Origin of the sequence: Candidimonas sp. SYP-B2681 (assembly GCF_003971065.1) — a bacterium.
Taxonomy (GTDB): domain Bacteria; phylum Pseudomonadota; class Gammaproteobacteria; order Burkholderiales; family Burkholderiaceae_B; genus Pollutimonas.
This window is the reverse complement of the sequence record NZ_RYDV01000002.1, coordinates 457,187-477,172: the sequence shown is the minus strand read 5'-3', so window position 1 is coordinate 477,172 and position 19,986 is coordinate 457,187. Positions and strand designations below refer to the sequence as shown.

Annotated in this window: 19 protein-coding genes; 9 read left to right on the top strand and 10 right to left on the bottom strand. The window is 55.5% G+C overall.

Annotated features, from left to right (window positions below; genetic code table 11):
* The first annotated feature begins 239 nt into the window (after positions 1–239).
* Positions 240–1,088 (top strand): VOC family protein, encoded by an 849-nt coding sequence (locus EKL30_RS06805; RefSeq protein WP_126706423.1) that lies wholly within the window; start codon positions 240–242, stop codon positions 1,086–1,088.
* A gap of 66 nt (positions 1,089–1,154) precedes the next feature.
* Complete coding sequence (locus EKL30_RS06800) at positions 1,155–2,330, top strand: FUSC family protein (RefSeq protein WP_126706422.1); 1,176 nt, start codon at positions 1,155–1,157, stop codon at positions 2,328–2,330.
* Here EKL30_RS06800 and EKL30_RS06795 read toward each other — a convergent pair.
* Positions 2,327–3,544, bottom strand: a complete 1,218-nt coding sequence (locus tag EKL30_RS06795) for a TIGR03862 family flavoprotein (RefSeq protein WP_126706421.1) — start codon at positions 3,542–3,544, stop codon at positions 2,327–2,329. The two genes, EKL30_RS06800 and EKL30_RS06795, sit on opposite strands and share 4 nt — an antisense overlap.
* A gap of 245 nt (positions 3,545–3,789) precedes the next feature.
* On the opposite strand from EKL30_RS06795, the gene EKL30_RS18965 reads away from it, so the two are divergent.
* Complete coding sequence (locus tag EKL30_RS18965) at positions 3,790–4,122, top strand: hypothetical protein (protein ID WP_199748503.1); 333 nt, start codon at positions 3,790–3,792, stop codon at positions 4,120–4,122.
* A 97-nt stretch (positions 4,123–4,219) separates the two neighbouring features.
* On the opposite strand, the gene EKL30_RS06785 is transcribed toward EKL30_RS18965, so the two are convergent.
* From EKL30_RS06785 to apaG, 8 genes are all read right to left on the bottom strand, one after another.
* Positions 4,220–5,176 carry a tripartite tricarboxylate transporter substrate binding protein gene (locus tag EKL30_RS06785; RefSeq protein WP_126706572.1) on the bottom strand — a complete coding sequence of 319 codons (957 nt, stop codon included), beginning with the start codon at positions 5,174–5,176 and terminating at the stop codon, positions 4,220–4,222.
* A gap of 95 nt (positions 5,177–5,271) precedes the next feature.
* Positions 5,272–6,207, bottom strand: coding sequence for a hydroxymethylglutaryl-CoA lyase (locus tag EKL30_RS06780; protein ID WP_126706420.1), 936 nt, complete (start codon positions 6,205–6,207; stop codon positions 5,272–5,274).
* A complete protein-coding gene (locus EKL30_RS06775) occupies positions 6,204–7,400 on the bottom strand; it encodes a CaiB/BaiF CoA-transferase family protein (RefSeq protein ID WP_126706419.1) in 1,197 nt (398 codons plus the stop codon). The genes EKL30_RS06780 and EKL30_RS06775 overlap by 4 nt, the downstream gene beginning before the upstream one ends.
* A gap of 123 nt (positions 7,401–7,523) precedes the next feature.
* Entirely contained in the window at positions 7,524–8,429 is a 906-nt protein-coding gene (locus EKL30_RS06770; protein ID WP_126706418.1) for a LysR substrate-binding domain-containing protein, read from the bottom strand.
* 37 nt (positions 8,430–8,466) lie between these two features.
* The gene (locus EKL30_RS06765; RefSeq protein WP_126706417.1) at positions 8,467–9,234 is read right to left on the bottom strand and encodes a DsbC family protein; all 768 of its coding nucleotides are present in this window, start codon (positions 9,232–9,234) and stop codon (positions 8,467–8,469) included.
* A gap of 63 nt (positions 9,235–9,297) precedes the next feature.
* A complete protein-coding gene (locus EKL30_RS06760; RefSeq protein WP_126706416.1) occupies positions 9,298–10,470 on the bottom strand; it encodes a UbiH/UbiF family hydroxylase in 1,173 nt (390 codons plus the stop codon).
* Positions 10,467–11,744 (bottom strand): murein transglycosylase A, encoded by a 1,278-nt coding sequence (locus EKL30_RS06755; RefSeq protein WP_126706415.1) that lies wholly within the window; start codon positions 11,742–11,744, stop codon positions 10,467–10,469. The genes EKL30_RS06760 and EKL30_RS06755 overlap by 4 nt, the downstream gene beginning before the upstream one ends.
* 19 nt (positions 11,745–11,763) lie before the next feature.
* Positions 11,764–12,138: a Co2+/Mg2+ efflux protein ApaG gene (apaG, locus tag EKL30_RS06750; protein ID WP_126706414.1), complete on the bottom strand. Its 375-nt coding sequence runs from the start codon at positions 12,136–12,138 to the stop codon at positions 11,764–11,766.
* Between the two features lie 105 nt (positions 12,139–12,243).
* On the opposite strand from apaG, the gene rpe reads away from it, so the two are divergent.
* Complete coding sequence (rpe, locus tag EKL30_RS06745; protein ID WP_126706413.1) at positions 12,244–12,945, top strand: ribulose-phosphate 3-epimerase; 702 nt, start codon at positions 12,244–12,246, stop codon at positions 12,943–12,945.
* A gap of 31 nt (positions 12,946–12,976) precedes the next feature.
* Here rpe and EKL30_RS06740 read toward each other — a convergent pair whose 3' ends face one another.
* A complete protein-coding gene (locus EKL30_RS06740) occupies positions 12,977–14,857 on the bottom strand; it encodes a GGDEF domain-containing protein (protein WP_233582868.1) in 1,881 nt (626 codons plus the stop codon).
* A 262-nt stretch (positions 14,858–15,119) separates the two neighbouring features.
* Here EKL30_RS06740 and EKL30_RS06735 point away from each other — a divergent pair, with 262 nt between their 5' ends.
* From EKL30_RS06735 to trpC, 5 genes are all read left to right on the top strand, one after another.
* Complete coding sequence (locus EKL30_RS06735; protein WP_126706570.1) at positions 15,120–15,794, top strand: phosphoglycolate phosphatase; 675 nt, start codon at positions 15,120–15,122, stop codon at positions 15,792–15,794.
* 226 nt (positions 15,795–16,020) lie between these two features.
* Positions 16,021–17,541, top strand: coding sequence for an anthranilate synthase component I (gene trpE, locus EKL30_RS06730; protein ID WP_126706412.1), 1,521 nt, complete (start codon positions 16,021–16,023; stop codon positions 17,539–17,541).
* 28 nt (positions 17,542–17,569) lie between these two features.
* On the top strand, positions 17,570–18,133 hold the full coding sequence (locus tag EKL30_RS06725; RefSeq protein ID WP_126706411.1) for an aminodeoxychorismate/anthranilate synthase component II: 564 nt from the start codon (positions 17,570–17,572) through the stop codon (positions 18,131–18,133).
* A 15-nt stretch (positions 18,134–18,148) separates the two neighbouring features.
* Entirely contained in the window at positions 18,149–19,180 is a 1,032-nt protein-coding gene (gene trpD / locus EKL30_RS06720) for an anthranilate phosphoribosyltransferase (protein ID WP_126706410.1), read from the top strand.
* Entirely contained in the window at positions 19,177–19,971 is a 795-nt protein-coding gene (gene trpC / locus EKL30_RS06715; protein ID WP_126706409.1) for an indole-3-glycerol phosphate synthase TrpC, read from the top strand. The genes trpD and trpC overlap by 4 nt, the downstream gene beginning before the upstream one ends.
* Positions 19,972–19,986 lie beyond the last annotated feature (15 nt).

Genomic DNA, 19,986 nt, shown 5'->3' with positions numbered 1-19,986 from the left:
TGCGGCCCGGAATTTCTAACGATTCATACTATACAAGGTCAACTGATCAACGGCGTAGCGAAACAGCTCATTCCTTCAGGAAAAAATCTCATCCCGAGCGAAACAATATAAAAAACGCAAGACGCCTCCGAACGGATAGCACTTTATGTTCCCTGCATTAATACCGACGCAACTAGGCAAACATTCACTCAGCATGGTAAACACCTGAACCGCCTATCGAACTATATTCAGGAGCCTACATGTCGCTTTCCAGCCCTCGTGTTGACCATGTTCTTATCAATGTTGACGCAAGTCTAGATCAGGCAGCTGAACAGTACCGTCGCTTGGGCTTTACTCTTACGCCTCGCGGCCATCACTCCTTGGGATCAAGTAACCATCTAGCCGTACTCGATAACGATTATCTTGAGCTGTTGGGCTATGAACTTCAGAACGCCTCGCGCGCAGCCGGCTTATGGGGTAAGCACCAAGGCTTAGCCGGATTGGTCTTTAAAACCCAAGATGCCGACGCGCTATTTACTGAACTAAGCCAGCGTGGCGTAGCATTGCTGGGCGCGCCACAGGCTTTCCACCGACCCGTCGAATTGCCTGACGGCTCCTTGAAAGACGCTCGTTTTCGTATCTTGCATCTGGATCCAGTGACAGTGCCCAGTGGACGCATATTCTTTTGCCAGCACCTGGATCCAGACCTGGTCTGGCGCGCATCATGGCAGCAACATGCCAATGGCGCGCACAAAATAATTCGGGCAGTGATTGCTTCAAGCGATCCTGAGTCGGCTATTGATCTACTAGCACGCGTTTTTGGAGACGCTGCAGTGCAACGTATCGAAGGTGGAAGGCGCTTGAGGGCGGGGCAAGCCTCTATCGACTATCTGACGCTTGAGGCAGCGCGCGCGCAGTTCGGCAACGAGATAACACTGGGCGAAGACGGTTCAGATCGCAAGGTGGCACTGTCTTTGAAGACACGGTCAATTGCATCAGCAAAGCACGCTATGCTGGAAGGCGAAGTTCCTTTTGTCCAGCACGGAACCAAGGCAATATTGGTCTCCGCCAGCCAGACGTATGGCGTTTCCCTACTGTTTAGCGAGTAGATCGCGCGCATTTTAAGAGCGAGCGGGGTATCATGAAGCGACTATGCAGGACATCAGAATACCCCCATGCCTACCAAAGAAAACAACCCGCCCCAGCAGTCTTCCGCTTCCGCTTCCGCAAACGGCAGCAAGCATATTAATAGGCACATTAAAGCGACCCGTGGCAGGTCAGCCAGGCATCTTCTGACTGTCAAGCAATTGCAAGAAAGCATGGTGGTCGCACCACCGCCATCGATCAAGAATGCCACGATCGCGGGCGTGCAGGCTGCGCTGAGCATACTGATTGCGCTTGTCGTCACTCACCTGTCGCCATGGCCACATCTCGTGGCCTTTCCCGCTTTAGGCGCGTTGGCTGCCCTATTCGGGCGCTACGCATCCGTTCCGCGCCGTCGCCAAGTGGTGTTCATTTGCGGCATCTTATTGACGGCAGGCGTGCTTATCCCCTCATTAATATCCCTCGGCGGTGCAACGGCAGGCATGATGGTTCTGGTGCTGGCTTTATTCGCGGGGATCTACACAATTGCGGTATCGCACTGGCGCCTCGGTGGCCCCGGCGCAGTGATATTTGTTTTCGCTGTTGGTGCGGTGCTTGGCCCCGTCGATTCATGGAGCACGGTCCTTGAACGAACACTGGCCACCGGATGTGGAGCACTCGTGGCCTGGCTGGTTTGCATGCTTACCGATCGATGGCGCAGTCAGGCCGTGGTCATCGCCGGCCAATCGGGCAATAGGCCGCCGTTCAAGCATCAGTTAATCGCTGCCGGCCGCATCACAATTGGCGCGGCCCTTGCCGCACTGGTCGCCTATTGGGCCGGATGGCATTACCCGGCGTGGGCCGCCATCGGTGCAACGGCTGTCATGCAAGGAGGACATCTGCATATAACCATGAACCGTTCCTTGCAGCGTATGGCAGGGACGGTAGTGGGAGCCTGCATAGTTTGGGCCATCCTGGTGCAAGACCCGCCCTTCTGGGTACTGGTCGCCGCCATAGTGATATTCCAGTTCATTACCGAAATAATCATCGGCTACAACTATGCCCTGGGCCAGATTACGATAACCCCGATGGCGCTTCTTATGACTCATCTTGCAGCACCCGTGTCGGGTGGCAATATGCCGGTAGAACGCGTAGTGGACACGGTGGTCGGCGCGGCATTGGGTATCGGTCTAGCCGTCATTTTTTCGACCATGGACGATCGCGAATATTTGGCGAGGCGCCGCAAAAAAATTGAGGCCAGGCACTAAACGGCCAGCCAACGCCGTACGCCCTCGCCCGCCGCTCGCCCACTTGCGAAACTGGCAGTCAGCAGATAGCCGCCGGTCGGGGCTTCCCAGTCGAGCATTTCACCGGCGCAGAACACGCCCGGTAGACCGCGTAACATTAGATTTTCGTCCAAGTTGTCGAAGTGCACGCCACCGGCCGTACTGATAGCTTCGTCTAGCGGCCGCATACCGCGAAGGCGTATCGGCAGGCGTTTGATTGACTCGGCCAATACCTGCGGATTATCGAAGACCGACTTGGGCAGACATTCGCGCAACAGTGCCGCCTTGACGCCATTCAGGCCCAGCCGGCCATTCAGATGACTGGACCATGAGCGCGATCCGCGTGGCCACGTCACCTGAACCGAAACCTGTGCAAGGTCGCGCCCAGGCAGCAAATCGACAAATGCAGTCGCCTCGCCTTTTGCCAGCAAGGTGGTGCGCAAGTTTGCCGACCACGCGTAAACGAGCCCGCCCTCCAGACCATCAGACGTCACCATGCATTCACCCAAACGCATAGTCGATTCGCCTTGTGGCGCCATAGCGATCGATTTGAGCGGCTGACCGGCAAATCGATCTGCAAAATAAGAACTCCACTCGGCCACAAAACCGCAATTGGCGGGCAGCAAAGGGGATACCGACACGCCTTTCTCCTTGAGCAAGCGTTGCCAGGCGCCGTCTGAACCAAGCCGCGCCCAGCTTCCTCCACCCATGGCCAGCACGACCGCGTCAGCATTGCGGCTTACAGGTCCTTGCGGAGAGTCGAACCGCAACGCGCCGTCTTCGGTCCAGCCGCGCCAGATATGGCGAGCATGTAGCGTTATACCGCGGGCGCGCAGCCTTTGCAGCCAGGCCCTGAGTAACGGTGCCGCTTTCATTTCTTTAGGAAAAACACGGCCGGATGAACCCACAAATGTTTCTGCGCCGAGTTCGTCGGCCCACCGGCGCAGAGCCGCGGCATCGAAATGATCAAGCCACGAGGAGACCTGTGGCGCCGTTGAGCCGTACCGGGACTTGAACATGGCGTCCGGTTCGCTATGCGTCAAATTCAGGCCACCGCGCCCTGCCAGCAAGAATTTTCGGCCTACGGAAGGCATCGCGTCGTAGACATCGACGCGCATGCCTGCTGCGACGAGCGTCTCGGCGGCCATGAGCCCGGCCGGACCGCCGCCTATTACTGCTACGAAACTGGAAGACATTGATTGACAGGAAGAAGGGTCATAATGACCGAAAAAACGACGGTAGCATATTAACGTCCACTTTCGGCCAGGGCTTCGCTATCGCTTTGTGCAGCATCTGTATCAGATTGATACTGGTACGTAAGTAATTATCCCATTGCCACCCTACTGACTTCAACGTATTGCAAAGCGAGGTTGGGCGCTTGCACGCGACTATTGGACCCGGTACGCTGCATCAACATTACTCGCAGCAGTGGAGCACCACTATGAATTTTCGTCGCAACATTTCCCGTTTGGCTGTTATCGGCATCTTAGCCATTGCTGTATCGGGGCCTGCTATGGCAACTGACAGAAAGACAACCAACACGCTTCTGGGAGCTGGTTTAGGCGCCGCGGCCGGGGCCGTATTGTCACAAGGAGATCCGCTGCTAACGATAGGCGGCGCGGCGGCGGGCGGTATTCTAGGTAATGTGCTGACTGAAGATCGTCGGCAGCAGAAATGGAATCGTAGCGGCAATTATCAGCGTTCCGACCGTCGTTATGTCCAGCAACGTCACTACCGCGAACGAGATAATCGCCGACACCATCGTCACCGCTGACTGTGCGGCTTGTAATCAGCGGCACCGCCACAAACCATCAAGGCGCGAAATTCGCGCCTTGATGGTTTGTATGAGCAGCAGCGCTGTTGGCTGCAAACTACTGCATACTGATCTTTGCTGCCTTCACAACCTTTTCCCAACGAGCTAGTTCTTGCTTCGTATAGTCGCCCAGTTCAGCAGGTCCCATGAATTGCGCTTCTGCGCCCAAGGTTTGCGCTTTCTCACGGAAGGCCGGCGTTTTCATGATCTTCTCTACTTCGCTGGCGAGCTTGTTAACGATGTCGGTAGGAACGCCAGCTGGCCCGTAAATAGCGAACCACGATGAAACCAGCAGATCGGGATAGCCCGCTTCAGCCGCGGTTGGCACGTCAGGCAGGGTCGGAAGACGATTTTTTCCGGTTACCACCAAGGGCGTCAATTTGCCGGCGGCGATGTGCGGCAATAACGGTGGCGGAGTCGTCATGGTCATGTCCACCGATCCGCCCAGCAGGTCATTCATTGCCGGACCGGTCCCGTTATAGGGAATATGCATGAGCCGTGTCCCCGCCATTTGATTGAGGAGTTCGGTCGACACCTGCTGCAACGATCCCACCCCGGACGACGCATAATTCAACTTGCCGGGATCCTTCTTGTCGGCGTCGACAAGTTGCTTAAGCGTCTTGAAGGGCAAACTGGAGCGCACGACCAGCACTTGGGGCGCGGACAGGACATTAGCAATCGGTGTGAAATCTTTAACCGGATCCCAGTTCAGATTGGGAGTGATCAGCGGCGTAATGACCTGGTAGCCAGAATACTGCAAAAGCAGCGTGTAACCGTCTGGCTTCGAGCGGGTGACCATTTGCGCTGCGATGCTGCCTGCTCCGCCCGGCCGGTTTTCGACCACCACGCTCTGGCCCAATGCCTTTCCAAGCGGGTCGGCGATCATGCGGGCGGTAATATCAGTGGTTCCGCCCGGGGCAGCTGAAACAATCAGCTTGATGGGTCGGTTTGGGTACGCTCCTTCTTGTGCCGAAGCCGGTCCAGCATATACGGCAAGGCCAAGTACACAGGCCATTGCAGCCAGGGGTTGTTTTAATTTCTTGGTATGTATCAAAGCAGTCTCCTCGGGTTAAACAAATAAACGTCTTGGCGGGCGCGAACGCCCGCCAGTCAGAAAGCGATTTCCGCGGGCGCGGGGTGCAATTTCAAGCGGGGGCCCGCGGCAAGAAGTACCGGCGTGAAGTCGCGCTGTACCAATTGCGGCAATGTCGAAACAATCGCTAGCAGCCGATCCAGCGAGACGCCGGTTGCGACACCCATGCACTCAAACATGTGTACCAACTCTTCCGTATTGACATTTCCACTGGCCCCGGGCGCGTACGGACAGCCGCCCAGGCCTCCGGCAGCGGCATCGAATCTTGTGACACCGCTTTGCCAGGCTGCGACGGCATTTGCCAGCGCCATGCCACGCGTGTTGTGCAGATGTATGGTCAAGCCGGCTTGGGGTAGCGCATGCAATACTTCTTCGCATAACGACGCGACTTGGTTGGGATACGCCATGCCGGTGGTATCGCATAATGTAATTCCACGAGCCCCTGCATCGACAAACGTCGACGCCAGACGCATGACCTCGTCGACCGCGATGTCGCCTTCAAAGGGACAGCCAAACACCGTCGACAGCGACACGTTACACGGCACCCCTACTTTATTGGCCTGCTCGATGATTGCCAGCAATTGCGCCTGTGACGCTTCCCGGCTCATGCGCAGATTCGCGCGGTTGTGAGTTTCGCTGACCGACATCACCAAGTTCAATTCGTCCACACCCGATTCCAGAGCACGCTGCAATCCGCGCAAATTAGGCACGAGTGCGGTATAGATCACACCGGGCACCCGTACGATGCGCTGCATGACCGCTTCGGCATCGGCCAATGCCGGGATGGCCTTGGGCGAAGTAAAACTGCTGACTTCTATGCGGGCAAAACCACAGGCCGACAAGGCGTCGACGAAATCGACTTTGGCGTCGGTAGTTACCTGCGCGGCCTCGATCTGCAGTCCGTCGCGAGGGGCAACTTCATTGATTTCAATCTGCTCTGCGCCACGTTTCATGATATGACTCCTTTCTTGCCCAATATTTCCAGATGAGATGGATCCACTCCGGCCTCTTCGAGCACGGACGCGGTATGTTCGCCAAGCTGCGGCGCACGGTGCTGGATGGCACCCGGGTTCTCCGACAGCAACGGAACCACTCCAGGCATATCAACGTCGATTCCGCTTGCGCTACGGACCCGGGAGATGGCGTTACGCGCTTTATAGTGCGGGTCTTCCGCGATATCGCGCACGTTATAAATCCGCCCTGACGGCACATCGGCTTCTTTCATGGCCGCCAGCACGCTTTCGATATCACGGCTGGACGTCCATTCACCGATGGCGTTGTCTATCATTTGAACCTGAGCGACGCGGCCATCGTTATGCGCAAGGTCGGGATTGTCGGCAAGGTCGTCGCGACCGATGCGGCGCATGAATCGCTGGAAGATTCCATCGCCGTTGCCGGCTATCAATACGTACACGCCGCCGGCACACTGGTAGGCACTGGACGGCGCAATACCCGGCAACGATGCGCCTGCCGGTTCACGCACGGCGCCAAACACCGAGTACTCCGGCAGCAGGCTTTCCGTGAGGTTGAAAATACTCTCGTAAAGCGATGTATCGATGACTTGCCCCTGACCCCCGCGAGCGTCTCGCTGATACAGGGCTAAAAGCACACCAATGGCTCCGTGCAGTCCGGCGATCGTATCGCCCAAGGAAAGCCCGGCGCGTACGGGCGCGCGGCCCGGCTCGCCGTTAAGATAACGCAGCCCACCCATGGCCTCGGCTATCGCGGCAAAGCCGGGTTCCAGGCGTTTCGGTCCCGTTTGCCCATAGCCCGATACGCGCAGCATAATGAGACGGGGATTAAGTTCGTGCAGGGTCTCCCACGACAGTCCCCACTTTTCCATTGTGCCAGGCCGGAAGTTTTCGATCAGTACATCGGCTTGCGCGGCCAGCGTGCGTACCAGTTCCTGACCTTCTGGCTGTCGCATATCGATGCAAACCGATTCTTTACTGCGCGACTGTGCCTCCCACCAGACCGAGGTGCCTTCATGCAGCATCCTCCACTTGCGTAGCGGATCGCCCTGACCGGGTGGCTCGACCTTGATGACGCGGGCTCCGAAATCAGCCAGGGTCTTGGCAGCGAAGGGTCCCGCGATTAATTGGCCAAGTTCCAGGACCCGGATCCCGGCAAGAATTTGATGCGACATAAGCTATCCTTCAGCATGACTTAATTCACTCTGAGTATGCCACTCGATGGTATCCGACCGCCATGACTATTGCGGCAAGCCAGGTATCACGGAACACGAAGGGTCTTGCCTAAAACGTAAGCCTCAGCTGTCAGATGGCTGGCGCTGCAGATGGCCAAGCAACAGCCGGGCTGCCGCATTGAGAGCGTCTGGATCCCTTATGCCGATCAGGAGCTTGCGACGCGCCCAGGCGTCGGTCAGAGGAATCAGCGTAAATTGCATTGAACGCGCATGGGGCGCCGCTGCCAGCCTGGGCAAAATTCCAATACACTGCGTGGCGACGGCCATGCGGCAAATAGAGTCGAAACCTCGGACCTGGATGCGTAGTTTCAATGGCTTGCCCAGGCGCTCGCTCTCATCTTTAAGACGCATGGCAAGCGAGGTTTTTTCTGACAGGCCGATGTAATCATAGGACAGCGTCTCGGCGAAACTAATTTGCTGATAAATCGCAAGCGGATGATTGGGAGGCACCATCAGCACCAGATCGTCGTAGCGGTAAAGAGAGGTGATCAGCCCACCGCAATGCGTGCGGTCAGCAAAAATCCCCAAGTCAGCTTCGTTATCGATAACAGCCTTGACGATCCGCATGCTGTTCTCTTCCCTCATGCTGATTCGGATCGCTGGGTGAGCACGCATGAATGCGGCCAGGTCGTCGGCCAGAAACTGAGTGATCGCGGAAGTGTTGGCCGCCAAACGAACATGTCCTTTCACGCCGAAGGCATAATCGGATAAGGCGCTCGCCATCTGCTCCATTTCTTGAGCAACTCGAAGGGAATGATGCAAAAAAGCTTGACCTGCTTCGGTCAGCTCGACGCCAGTGGCATGGCGATACAGCAAAGATGTGCCCAGCGCCGCCTCGACATCTGAGATACGTTTGCTGGCAGCCCCCACCGCCATATGAGATTGCCTGGCTCCTGCCGAGATGCTGCCTTGACGAGCTACGGATATGAACAGCAAGAGCGTAACAAGATCGAATCGGGCAATGTTCATAGGGAAAAGGCGGTAGGCGCCAGCCAGGCTCGTAGCACTAATTTAAGGCGTCGAGTTTTTTCTTCAGGTCGGCCAATGGTAATGCACCATTGACGCGACTGCTGTCGGCGAACACAATTGCCGGAGTTCCCTGCACCATCATTTTCTTGCCAAGAGCCAGCACGGTTTCCACCGGAGTCTCGCATTGCGCTTCGGGCGGCGTCTTGCCCTCGAGCATCCACGCGCGCCATGTTGCGGCCTGGTCTTTTGCGCACCAGATATTGCGCGCCTTCACTTCCGAATCGGGCGACAGAATGGGCAACAGAAAGGTGTACACCGTGGTGTTATCAACCTGGCTCAACGTTTGATGCAGACGTTTGCAGTATCCGCAATTGGGATCCTCGAACACCGCCATCTTGCGTTTGCCATCGCCCTTTACCTGCTTGATGGCAAGTTCCAGCGGTAACGCATCAAACGACACTTGCGAAAGTTTCTCGAGGCGCTGCGCCGTCAGATCTTCGCGTGTCTTGGCATTTACCAAAGAGCCCTGCAATATATAGTCCACCTTGGCGTCGGTATACAACAGGTCCATACCGACCTGGATTTCAAAAAGATCCGGGAATGGAGTGGGACGAACATCAGCAATATCAATTCCGGGAAAGCGTTCAGCAAAACCTTTGCGTACGCTCTCGGTAGACACTACTTGCTTCGAAGCCGCAGCATCGCTTCCACGCGTCGACAACACTTGTGCCTGCCCCGCGCCGTTAATAAAAGGCAAACTGGCAAGCACGACAGTGGCTAGCAAACCCTGTAGAAAAAAACGCATAACTGCTCCTGATTAAGATTTGATCCCGAATGGAACGCTGGCTGTCGGTGCACAGCCGCTACCTTATTGGCCCGAAGCGCCCCCGATAAGTAAACGCTTGATAAACGGTAGATGGTCAGCGCACTGCATTCCGATATTACGTGCCCAGACAACGGGTGCCGCATGGGTTGAAAACAAGCGATGCAAACCATCGGTAGCCATGCGCATGGCCATGATGGGCTCGACTCTGGCGCGCCGATAACGATGCAGCACTCGCAGATCTCCCGCCTTTCGGTAGGGCTCTTTAGCAGACAGAACGCGCACCAGCTCTTCCACATCGGCCAAACCGAGATTAAGTCCCTGACCGGCGAGCGGATGGACTCGATGTGCGGCGTCGCTGACAAGTGCCACACCCGGAGCAACCATGTCGCTATGCTCGAGAAACAAGGGGAAAGCAAAAGCCGGACTACGTACCTTAAGCCGTCCAAGCCGTCCGCCGGTAGCCGCTTCCAACCGGACCTCGAGCGCGGTGTTGCGCTGAAGCTCGGGCATGGCCATGAGCTCGTTTGCCATGGGTTCTGACATGGACCACACCATAGAGACCTGGTGGCCGGCAGCCGTATCCGGCAAAGGCAACAGTGCCAGAATTGAGTCTCCGGTGAACCACTGCAGCGCGACGTTCTGATGGGGCAATTCAGCATCAAGATGCACTACCAAGCCCATATCGCCATAGGGTTTAGAGCCGTGACGAATGCCCGCAGCCCCCCGCACTTGCGACTGCGCCCCGTCGGCACCTACCAGCAAATCGGCTTTTAGTGCACGGCCACTATCGGTAAATACCATATTGGACTCGAGGCTCTGAAACCTTTCAGGGTGCCACGTAACGCCATAAATTTGGACCGCCTGTTGCAGCGCACGTTCAATTTCGCTGGATTCGACGATCCAGGCCAAGGCTGTCTGGGCGGCTTGCCAAGCGTGCAAGGTAAGCGTCCCGCTGGCATCGCCATAGATTTCCATGGTTTCTACCGGCGTGAGGCGACGCGAATCCATCATTTTCCATACCCCCAGCCGGCTTAAAAAGGCCTGACTGGCGGTCGAAATGGCATATACGCGTGGACAATAGAGATCGGGTTCGCCGCCGGTCGGGGCCACATGGGGGCCAATAAGCGCCACGTCAAAACCTGCCTTGACCAAACCCAGCGTAGCGGCCAAACCCGCAATCCCGCTGCCACAAACCAATATGGAATCTTTATTCATCTTGCAGAAGGAGCTCCCGCCTGTTTAGGCCACAACACCCACATCTCGCCGCCTTGCTTCATGCGTCCGGCAAGGGCGCCCGCCTCGTCGCCGAAGCCCCAGTAGAAGTCGGTCCGGGCAGCCCCCTTGATGGCCGCACCTGTATCTTGTGCAAAAACAAGGCGGTCAAGCGGTGTGCTGGAAGCCGGATAGTCGGTCGACAAGAATACCGGCGTACCCAAAGGCACGAAACTGGTATCGACGGCGATGGACCGTTGACCGATCAAAGGGATGCCATAAGCGCCCTTGGGGCCCAATTCTGGATCCTTCACCGGCTCTTCGTTGAAGAACACCATTGCAGGATTGGCATTGAGCATTTCCTGGATGCGACCAGGATTACGCTGCGCCCATGCCTTGATATTCTGCATCGAGGTCTGGGCCAGAGGCAGTTCGCCTTGTTTAGCCAGCCACTGCCCTATCGAGGCATACGGACGCCCATTATGGTCGGCATACGCCAGTCGTATGGTTTCCCCGTTATCGAGCAATGCACGGCCCGATCCCTGGATTTGCAAGAAGAAAGCCTCGACGGGATCGTTCACCCAGACAATAGCCGGCGGCTGGCGCTGTGCTGAGGCAGCGATTTCGGCACGGGTATCGTAAGGTATGACTCGCTTACCCGCTAATTTGCCGCGCACGCGCTTGCCGGCGAGCTCGGGATAAATGGCGCCTAAGTCTATGGTAAGCAGATCACTGGGGGCTGCGTATAAAGGCCACTGATAATCGCCTTGGCGTTTACGCGAGGCGCGAACCAAAGGCTCGTAGTAGCCGGTGACGGTGTCCTGTGCGGGTTTACCGGCCCCATCGAGCAGGCGCCAAGGCTGGAGCTGGCCTTCAAGAAATTGGCGAACGGCTGGCTGGCCGGCGGTATCCGCAGTAAGCCCGGACTGGACTGCTGCCGCACACACCGGCTGCCATGCCAAGGGGGTCGCGCGGGCTTGCATGGCAAGGGAGCCCGACACCGGCCGCATGAGTCCTTTGCAGTTATTGATAAAAGCTTTCCAGACGTGGTTCAGATCGTCGCTACGCCAGCCCGGTAGCGCCGTCCAGGACGACTTTTGGAATTTGCCCGCCAAAGCACGCGGAGTCGTGTCACGCAGAGATTCTAAGGGTGGTACAAGTAGTGGTTGTTCTGCAATATTTACGGGAGCTGTCGTTTCTGTTTCGGGAGAAGGTGGAACGGTACCGCAGGCTGCCAAAAGCGAAAGCAGCAGAGAGGACAGCAGGATTCTTTTCATAGAGTGACCAGGCTACGGATTAATGCAGTGTACGGGGCATCGCAAGGACAAACTCCTGGATTGGCACTTCGAACGGAATACCGTTTTCACCCACACAGTGATAGACCCCTCGCATGGTACCAACAGGTGTGGGCAAAGGACAGCCGCTGGTGTATTCGAACGTTTCGCCCGGGCTAAGCAAGGGTTGCTGCCCCACTACGCCCAGACCGCGGACTTCTTGAGTATGCTGCTCACCGTCAGTGATGATCCAGTGCCGGCTGATTACCTGTGCGGCGTGCTCGCCCTTATTGGTGATGCGCACGGTATAGGCGAACACAAACTGCTGTTCGTTAGGTTCGGACTGCTCGGGCAAATATTGCGGTGTAACGGTAACTGCTAGATCGTAAGGCTTCATGTTCAGGTTCCAAATTAAATAGTAGTTGCAGTATTTAAGTCAGCATTAACCTGCAATAATGGCATATTTGCTGCTTTGGTCTTCGCTAACAACTGATCTATTTCAATGCCATTTTCTCAACCTGTTCGTATTGCCCCCAGCCTCCTGGCTGCTGACTTCGCCCGCCTGGGCGAAGAAGTCAAAGATGTCGTCGCCGGGGGGGCCGACTGGATCCATTTCGACGTAATGGACAACCATTATGTGCCCAATCTGACAATGGGCCCCATGGTTTGTGCAGCCCTGAGGCCGCACACCAACGCCCCCATTGACGTACACCTTATGGTCGAACCCGTCGATGCCATTATCCCGCAATTTGCCAAGGCAGGCGCCAATATTATTACTTTCCACCCGGAAGCGTCACGGCATCCGGACCGTACACTTTCCTTGATCAGGGACCACGGCTGCAAGGCTGGCCTGGTTTTCAATCCCGCTACCTCGCTGGACTGGATGGATTACGTCATGGATAAACTGGACATCATCCTGCTCATGTCTGTCAACCCGGGGTTTGGCGGTCAAAGTTTCATACCCGGTACCTTGCCGAAGTTAAGGCAGGCGCGCCGCAAAATCGATGCGTGGATCCAGGCCGGAGGTCAGCCCATTGCGATAGAGGTCGATGGCGGAATTAACGTCAATAACATCGCCGAAGTACGGGCGGCCGGCGCCGACACATTTGTAGCGGGGTCCGCTATATTTAGTAAGCCCGATTATAAAACCGTCATCGATTCCTTACGTTCTGAAATAGTGCGGGGTGAATCAATTTCAGTGTAGCGAAGTGCCTTCACAAGGTCCGGCTATCGTTTTATTGCAGTCCGGGCCTTGTCTGCGCAAGTGGTACACCCAAAAGCGAACGCCGCTCGACAAAAAGCGAATTGCCTGGAATTTTTTTGGCTTCAGTCTTGGCTAAAGCGGCAAATTCGGCAATCTGGTGACTGGAATACGGCAACGCCATATTAACTTCCACGACGCCCAGGGAGATGCTGATCAGGCTATGAAAAACCTCGACTCCCTGGCGATTTTCGGTGATGTAGCCACCTTCGGCTAAATGGTCCGATTTGTACAGATGCGCCATTGACGCATTGAATTGATCCAGAATCTTTTGGCAGCGCTCGCGCCAATTCTCGCTTTTAAACACCACAATGAAATCGTCACCACCAATATGGCCGACAAAATCAATGCTGGAATCAATGTACTGGCGTAGCAGGCTTGCCGTTATCTGTATGGCTTCGTCTCCTTTGCGGTAGCTATACAGGTCGTTGAACGGCTTGAAGTGGTCAAGATCGCAATAGCACACAGCAAACGGTTCTTCGCTCAGCAACAGAGCTTCGATGTGTTCGTTAATGGGCACATTGCCCGGCAACTGGGTAAGCGGATTGGCATACCGGGCGGCATGGATCTGCATCTGCGTTATTTCGCGTATTAGATCGAAACCGGTTCCTACGCCTATGAACCGGCCTTGTTCGGTGATAATGAAACCGTCGGACAAATGGTGCGGATTAGCCTCGGTAAACAAATGTCCTAAATCTTGCAGGCTGGTCTTGTGGTCGACAATAAGTGGCAGATTCTCAATAAATTGATCGCAAGGCTTATTGCCATAAAGTTCACGGTGATAAGGGCGCGCCAAACGATCCAGCATTCGTAGCTTGTGAATCAGGCCCACGGGTGTACCCTCGCGCAGCACCGCCAGCACCTGCAGTTCGGGCTGCCTCTTGAAAATATCGTAGACATCATTGGTAAGGGTGTAATCAGCCACAGCAGGTACTGTTCGCAGAATCTTGCGCGCCGTGCCCATACCCTTATAAGACTCTGCAAACGGGCGCTTGGCAGAACGCTCTGGCGTCAGCAAGCGCTGAGTCTCCGAAGGTAATGCCGCTCCGGGCGTCAGGGACGGCCGTCCTAATAAATAACCCTGACCATATTGAATTCCCAGGCTGCGCACCGCATCGAGTTCGGCTTCAGTCTCGATTCCTTCGGCGATCACCGTCGATTTCGATTGTTGCGCGATTTCGCAAATGGAGCGAACGAACTGACGCTTGACCGCGTCATTGTCGATGCCTTGCACAAAATACTTATCTACCTTCACGTATTCGGGGCGAAGTTCGGACCAAAGACGCAGACTGGAGAACCCTTCACCAAGGTCGTCAATGGCGATTTGCAAGCCCAGTCCTCGGTAATCCGAAGCCGCCTGACGTAGCGATGAATAATCCGATGTTGCTTCGGATTCGGTAAGCTCAATAACTATGCCGTCCGGTGCGACCCCCACAATCTGGGGAGGCAACAACGACGAAACACTCATGTCGTCTGAATGCATCATCAGCGCGTCCGGACTCATATTCAAAAAAAGTTTTCCGGCCAGCCCCAACGAGACAAACTTATCGATATGTATTTTGCGACAGAGGCGTTCAAGCTCTATTGTGTGCCCGTGCGAACGGGCAACGCTGAACAGCCTGGTGGGGGCATGCAAGGGGGAATCGGACGGTCCCCGAATAAGACCTTCATAGCCGATGAACTTTCCGGAATGCAAATCTACTATAGGTTGATATAACGGAGTTAAGGTCTGGTCTTGCAAAACCTTGCGGAAACTTGCCAGCATTTGCACGCTCTCATTATGTTGCATCTCGTCAGACGAGCCTGCGACTCTACACTGTATCAGTGTTGCCATCATTTGCGTTGTATCAACCATTTTGGTGAACCGGAGGACCCCCTTGCCTTAATCGCTTTACCTTCATCTGACAGCGCCTTCGCCAAAACGATGCATCAGCAGCGATGAAGCTTGACAGCAGGAACACAGGCAAAGCTCACCACGAATCCAGAAATGAAAGACTTCGGCCCGGGACGATGTTACAGATTAACAGGGCGATGTTACAAAAAGGTGTCGACGACGCATGGACCTTGAAGTCCGGCATACAATCGATTCGCACCTTCACCTTCGTTTTTCGAGACCAATAATGGCTTTTGACGCTGTACTTCTGGACCTGGATGGCACCCTGCTCGATACCATACCTGACTTGGCCAATGCGGCCAATGCCATGCGGGACGAATTGGGCATGCCGCCCTTGGCGACTGAAGTGATTGCCACTTATGTTGGCAAGGGCACCGAAAACCTGGTGCACCGCAGTCTTTCCAATAATCCGAATGGCAATATTCCTGACGCCAATGAGCTTGCCGCTGGCCTGGAAATCTTTAACCGTCATTATCACGTGCTTAACGGCGACCTGGCGCAGCTGTACCCCGGAGCCCTCGATGGCCTGCAAGCGTTCCAAAAGGCCGGCCTTAAAATGGCGATTGTGACAAACAAACCGACTGAGTTCACGCTTCCCCTACTGAAGCGTACCGGTATTGACCGCTATTTCGACCATGTCGTTTGCGGCGACACGTGCATCGAAAAAAAACCTCATCCCATGCCAATGCTGCACGCCTGTCAATTGCTGCAAGTTAACCCAGAAAACGCGTTGGCCATCGGCGATTCGGTCAATGATGCGCTTGCCGCACGAGCTGCCAACATCGCCGTTCTGGCAGTTCCCTATGGCTATAACGAAGGAATGGACGTGCGGACTCTGGAAGTAGATGATATAGTGATGTCTATCAATGAAGCAGCCCAGTGGGCGCTACGAATCTAATCAAATAACAGAACCATGATCGCTACCACCTATTATTACGCTACGCCCTGCGCCAACTGGCGCTGGTGGCGTTTGTGTTCTGGGTAGCGGTAATCCACTCCCGGCATCAAAGACCTTATGGTCACGTGCCGTCAGCATTACTAAAAAGCGAAGCCCGGAACCGAATAATGGCCGGGCTTTCTTGATTTTTGTCCCGGCCTCTATGTAACCCCTCACAGAGACCACTATGACGGAAATCGAATTCAATGCTCTGGCAGCACAAGGCTATAACCGCATCCCCCTGATAGCGGAAACCTATGCAGACCTGGACACCCCTCTGGCGATCTATCTGAAGCTCGCACACAACGGCCCAGAAGGCGGCCGCTACAGTTGCCTGCTTGAATCGGTAGTGGGCGGGGAACGTTTCGGGCGATATTCCTTCATCGGCCTGCCTGCCAAAACCGTCATACGTTCCAGCGGCGCGACGACAGAAGTTCTGCGACTCGGCAAAGTGATTGAAACGCACGAAGGTGATCCTTTAGCGTTCATTGAGTCCTTCCAACAGCGCTTCAAGGTGGCCATACCGCCGGGAATGCCGCGCTTTGCAGGCGGCCTGGCCGGATACTTTGGTTACGACGCCGTGCGCAATATCGAACCTCGTCTTGGCCCCGCGGTAAAGCCTTTTCCAGCGGGACAAGACGAAGGCACGCCAGACATCATGCTGCTGCAAATCGACGAACTAGTCATTGTGGATAACCTCGCGGGCCGCACCTATCTGATGGTATACGCGGATCCGGAACAAGCCGAAAGCTATGCGTTGGCTAAACGTCGCCTGAAAGAATTGCGCGAGAAGCTGCGCGCTCCCGTGGTCATTCCCTACGCCTATGCCAGCATGCAAACCACTGCCCGACGTGATTTTGCCAAGAAAGACTATATCGAAGCGGTGCTAAAGGCAAAAGAATACATAGCCGCGGGCGACTTGATGCAAGTACAAATCGGGCAGGTCATCACCAAGCCTTATCGCGATTCCCCGCTTTCGCTCTACCGCTCTCTGCGCTCCTTGAATCCCTCTCCCTATATGTACTTCTGGAATTTCGATAACTTCCAGGTAGTAGGTTCTTCACCCGAAATTCTGGTTCGCCAGGAAATCGTCAATGAAGCCGGAAAGCAGAAAACCATGGTGACGATTCGCCCGCTGGCCGGAACGCGTAAACGCGGGGCCACGCCCGAAGAAGATGCTCAGTTAGCCGAAGAGCTTACCGCCGACCCTAAAGAGCGTGCCGAACATGTCATGCTTATCGACTTGGCGCGTAACGATGTCGGCCGCGTCGCCAAGACGGGGTCGGTGAAGGTAACCGACACCATGACCATCGAAAAATATTCCCACGTCATGCATCTGGTTTCGAACGTGTGCGGCGAACTGCACGACGGGATGAGCAATATGGATGTATTGCGCGCCGCCTTCCCCGCCGGGACCCTGACCGGCGCGCCCAAGGTGCGTGCGATGGAAATCATTGACGAACTCGAACCTGTACGTCGCGGCATCTATGGAGGTGCAGCTGGCTACCTCAGCTACGGTGGTGAAATGGACGTCGCCATTGCAATACGCACAGGCATCATCAAGGACGGCATGCTTTATGTTCAGGCTGCCGCTGGCATTGTGGCCGATTCCGACCCCGAAAAAGAATGGCAGGAAACCGAAGCCAAAGCGCGCGCCGTACTGCGGGCCGCCGAGCAGGTCCAGTTTGGCCTGGACGAACCCATTTAACGCTAAGCATCAACACAAGGAGAAAATCATGCTATTGATGCTTGATAATTACGACTCGTTTACTTATAACCTGGTCCAGTATTTTGGCGAACTCGGCGAACACGTGGAGGTCCGCCGCAACGACCAGATCAGCGTGGCTGATATCGTTGCGATGAAGCCAGAACGCATATGTGTGTCGCCAGGACCCTGCTCGCCAGCCGAAGCCGGCATTTCAGTCGAGTTGATCCAGCACTTTGCAGGTAAGGTCCCGCTGCTAGGCGTATGCCTGGGCCATCAGGCCATAGGCGCGGCCTACGGAGGCGATATTGTTCGCGCCCGCCAGATCATGCATGGCAAGGTGTCGGATATTACGCACACCGGCACAGACGTTTTCACCGGCCTGCCCTCTCCGTTTACCGTAACGCGCTACCACTCCCTGGCGGTAAAAAGAGATACGTTGCCCGATTGCCTGGAAGTCACCGCTGAAACCTCGGACGGCGAAATCATGGGCTTGCGTCACAAAACCTTGCCAGTGTATGGCGTTCAGTTCCATCCGGAATCCGTACTGAGCGAGCACGGCCATGCATTATTGAAGAATTTCCTGAATATTTAACGTAAAGGGATAGTAATGACCATTACACCTACTGAAGCGCTGTCACGTTGCATCGAGCACCGTGAAATCTTCCATGACGAGATGCTTCACCTGATGCGCATGCTGATGCGCGGCGAAGTATCACCGCAATTGGCCAGCGCTCTGATCATGGGCCTGCGAGTAAAAAAAGAAACCGTAGGTGAAATCACCGCAGCGGCCCAAGTGATGCGCGAATTCGCACTGCCCGTTCACACGACCGATCCGGACGATTTGCTCGACATGTGCGGCACGGGCGGCGATGGCTCCAACACCTTCAATATCTCGACCGCGGCAATGTTTGTAGCAGCATCCGCCGGTGTAAAAATTGCCAAACATGGCGGTCGCAGCGCCTCGTCATCGTCGGGCAGCGCCGACGTTCTGGAAGCGCTCGGGGTCAATATCACGCTACGCCCCGAGCAAGTCGCCGAAAGCATTTCACGTACCGGCATAGGATTCATGTTTGCACCGTCACACCACGGCGCCATGAAAAACGTAGCTGCCGTTCGCAAGGAATTGGGCGTCCGTACTATTTTCAATATTCTCGGCCCGCTGACCAACCCCGCCAATGCCGCCAACCAGCTGATGGGCGTGTTTCACTCCGATCTGGTTGGAATCCAGGTTCGCGTACTGCAACGCCTTGGCTCCAAACACGTACTGATCGTGCATGGTAAAGACGGTATGGACGAGGCATCGCTTGGGGCGTCGACGTTGGTGGGCGAGCTAAAAGACGGAGAGGTCCGTGAATACGAAATACACCCGGAAGACTTTGGCATGGCAATGGTGTCTAATCGGTCAATCAAGGTCAACAATCGGGAAGAATCAGCCAAACTGGTATTGGAAGCCCTTGATAATGTAGAGGGTCCCGCTCGCGATATTGTTGGGTTCAACGCAGGTTTGGCCATTTATGCCGGTAACAAGGCCAACAGTATCGAAGAAGGCCTGAAACTGGCGTTTGAGTCCTTGGCCAGCGGCGCGGCACGTGCCAAGCTTGACGAATTCACCACCTATACCCGGACGCTAACCGCATGAACGACATCCTTGCAAAAATACTGGCAACCAAAAAAGTCGAGATCGCCACAGCACGACAAATGCGGAGCGAATCCGATGTGCTGCGCGAAGCGAAAAGCCGCAAGGATCTCCGCGGTTTCGCGCGCGCCATTGAAGAAAAAATAGCCCAGGGCAAACCCGGGGTTATTGCAGAAATCAAGAAAGCGTCGCCGTCCCGGGGCATTATCCGGGAAAACTTCAATCCGGTCGAAATCGCTGCCTCGTATGCCGCTCACGGCGCAGCCTGCCTGTCAGTACTCACCGATGTCACGTTTTTCCAGGGCTCATACGATTATCTTCGCCAAGCCCGGGCCGCTTGCACGCTACCCGTTCTGCGCAAGGACTTCATGATCGATCCTTACCAAATCGTTCATGCCCGCGCGCTGGGTGCAGACTGCATCCTGCTGATTGTGGCGGCCCTTACGCCGCAGCAGCTACGCGAATTCGAGGGTGTAGCCACCGAACTAGGGATGGACGTACTGGTCGAGGTTCACGATCGCGCAGAGCTTGATATTGCGCTCGAACTGAACACACCGCTTTTGGGCATCAATAATCGCAACTTACGTAGCTTTGAAACGTCATTACAGACCACGCTCGATTTGCTGCCCGCCATTCCCGAAGGCAAACGCATCATCACTGAAAGCGGCATCTTGACTCCTGACGACGTCAAGCTCATGCGCGATCACCAGGTTGATGCATTCCTGGTGGGTGAAGCTTTCATGCGCGCGCCTGAACCGGGCGTCGCACTTCAGGAACTTTTCTTTAGCGCCTGATGGCGCGCCGTGACG